This window comes from Psychrobacter sp. (assembly GCF_018260395.1).
GTDB lineage: Bacteria > Pseudomonadota > Gammaproteobacteria > Pseudomonadales > Moraxellaceae > Psychrobacter.
Genome location: NZ_JAGLBC010000030.1, coordinates 17,617 through 20,182, shown reverse-complemented (window position 1 = coordinate 20,182; position 2,566 = coordinate 17,617). Strand labels below are relative to the sequence as shown.

At 35.9% G+C, this 2,566-nt stretch carries 2 protein-coding genes; both read right to left on the bottom strand.

The genetic code is table 11. The annotated features are described in order from the left end of the window. The coding region (locus tag QZ265_RS04075; RefSeq protein WP_296403667.1) for a response regulator at nucleotides 1-727 on the bottom strand (727 nt) is incomplete at its 3' end. A gap of 93 nt (nucleotides 728-820) precedes the next feature. Continuing rightward, on the bottom strand, nucleotides 821-2,113 hold the full coding sequence (locus QZ265_RS04070; RefSeq protein WP_296403665.1) for an ATP-binding protein: 1,293 nt from the start codon (nucleotides 2,111-2,113) through the stop codon (nucleotides 821-823). Nucleotides 2,114-2,566 lie beyond the last annotated feature (453 nt).

The following is a 2,566-nucleotide window of genomic DNA, read 5'->3' as shown; positions in this document are numbered from 1 at the left end:
TTAGAGCGATGAAAAGTTTATTTTGTCGAGGCGAATTGTTATGTAGGGCGCCTGCAACTAGCTCTTTACCAGTACCAGATTCACCAGTAATTAGCACTGTAATAGGAGAGGAGGCGAGTCTTCCTATAGCGCGAAATACGGTCTGCATAGCAGGTGACTGACCAATAATAGAACTTGATTCTACACCTTCAGGTTTATTCGATTTAGTTTCTATTGAAGCTTTAGGAGTAGCTATTGTTTTATCTGATTTTGAAGTCGCAGCTACTTCAGGACTTTGTGTGGATTTAGGCTTGGCGAGTTTGGTAACAGGTTTGCTTCTTTGAGCATTTGGATTGGTAGTAATGGCTTTTTTGGCCACTGTAACGGCATGATCTAAGTCAAAGGGCTTTGGTAAATATTCAAACGCACCAGTGTCATAGCTATCTACAGCAGATTTTAAGTCAGAGTGAGCAGTCATTATGATAACAGGCAGCTCTGGGAAATTATTATGCATCCATTGACTAAAAGATAAGCCATCCATCATTGGCATACGAATATCTGTCAAAATGACATCGGGTAAACAGGCTCGATCTTGATGCTTGTTTAGGATGTCATTCAGTTTGGCCCATGCCCCTTTAGCATTACTAAAGGCCTGAACTTCGAGTCCGGCATCACTAAATGTATCCTCTAAGATTAATCTTAAAGCAGGATCATCATCGATTAGCCAAAGGCTGTTTTTAATTGTCATTTTGAGAGTTCCGTTTTTAAGGAGTGGTGTTCGGGTGTTACGCTATTTTGGTATTACAATTACCAGTTTGTATAGCATCGAATTTGTCGACGGTCAGGAATTTTGTGTGCTACTTATAGTAAGGGGTAAATATACATTAAACTGAGTGTCTTCAGGTTCTGAGTTAACCTCGATTGCCCCTTGATGTCGATGTATTATCTCCTGCACTAACGCAAGTCCTAGTCCAGTACCATTGGCTCGGCCCGTGACCAATGGAAAGAAAATTCGATCTATCAAATCATCTGCAATGCCAGCCCCGTTGTCTTTAATACTCACTCTAATAACTTGTTTATGGTGTTGAGGACCAATGGTATATTGGTGTTCAATTCGAGTCGTTATAGTTAATTCAGGTGTATATGAACTATCTAGTAAGGTAGTGTCTTGCTCTAATATAGCTTCACAAGCATTGTTAGCTAAGTTTAAAAATACTTGTATAAGCTGGTTTTTATCAGCAGTAATCTCTGGTAAAGACAAATCATAATCGCGTTTGATATTCACCTTTGGATACTGAGTCTGGGTTAAAAGCAAAATATGCTCTAAAGGCTCATGGATATTGACGGATTGCCATTCAGGTAGCTGATTTGAGCCTAATAGCTGTTCAATAAGTTTGGTTAAGCGGTCTGTCTCGCTAATCACAATACTGGCATATGTCGTAAGCTTATTGGCATCTACTAAGACTGTGCCTTTACTATCTAAGCTCTCCTCAGGGATGTGGCGGGTTTGTTTGATTAATAATTGTGCTGCACCACGAATACCTGCTAAAGGATTTTTAACTTCATGGGCTACGGAACGTAGCATTTCTCTTGAGACATCATGTTGCTCTTGTAAACGTTGTTCTTTATCAATTCGACTCTGACGATCACCTTGCCATATCTCGATTAAATAATATAACTCCGAGTCTTGATACATGGGAGTGACGCTATAGTGAACATATAAAGGCGTGCTTAATCCTTTAATAAGCCGACTATATTCAATAAAAGGCTGTAAATATTCCTTGGCATTATAAAATTGCGTTTCAAGTTTGTCTCGTGCAGCGGCCATAGTAGCCATACTATCCGTTTGCTTTACTACTTTTTTTTTCGATTTCTTCGAATTATCTTTTCTGTTTTTATTTGAGCAATTTTTATCATTGTTTATATTATTGTTAGACGAAGTCGAAGATGACTTTGTTTCAATAACCGTTGGCATTAATAAATCTAAAATATTTAAATCTATTAATCGAGTTTTACTCACCGACAGTAATTGCTCAGTTTGGCTGTTCACCCATTGAATTTTCAAATCATCAGCAACCCATATAACACCGGTATATAGATTCTGTAATAAAGATAAGGCTTTATGCGGCTTCATATATGGTCTTTTCATAGTTTATAACGTTAAAGCAACTGGTATGAGAAAGGCTAATATTGCCATGATCATAGTTACGGTATAGAGGTTGCAAGATTAGTACCAATCTAAGCATGGTTAAAAATCACTTTTATTTTAATTAAAATTTTATAGAAATAATTTAAAGCTTTATAAAAATACAAACAGTTTTATAAAAATAACTTATTTTAAATAAAAGAATTTAAATAATGAATTATATTAGTGCATAAATTATATTAAATGTTACATATGTGTGCATTATCAATGTCTAATTTACTATTTTGGTTTGATATTGATCTATACTAGCTTAGTAAAGTCGATAAAAGGAATAATTCCATCACTCTAATAGAATTATTTAACCAACTTAGTGCAACTGGTTGACAAAAAATAAAGTTAATACTGAGATGAAAAACACATGAATAATGCTTTGGTGCTAGT